Annotated in this window: 1 rRNA gene (only partly in view); it reads left to right on the top strand. The window is 50.6% G+C overall.

Annotated features, from left to right (window positions below):
• A 23S ribosomal RNA gene (locus ASC94_RS33175) occupies positions 1–234 on the top strand; its annotated part reaches 316 nt to the left of the window's first position; the annotation flags it as partial.

Here is a 234-nt window from a genome sequence, read left to right as displayed (position 1 = left end):
ACATCTAAGTAGCTGCAGGAAAATAAATCAACCGAGATTCCCAAAGTAGTGGCGAGCGAAATGGGAWGAGCCTGCATGATTTAGCATGACGCATAGTGGAACGCTCTGGAAATGGCGGCCATAGCGGGTGATAGCCCCGTACACGAAATGCGATGTGTGGAACTAAGTATGCGACAAGTAGGGCGGGACACGAGAAATCCTGTCTGAATATGGGGGGACCATCCTCCAAGGCTA

Origin of the sequence: Massilia sp. Root418 (genome assembly GCF_001425265.1) — a bacterium.
Lineage (GTDB): Bacteria > Pseudomonadota > Gammaproteobacteria > Burkholderiales > Burkholderiaceae_D > Rugamonas.
The sequence above is the reverse complement of the archived record's forward strand: the minus strand, read 5'-3'. Positions and strand labels throughout refer to the sequence as shown.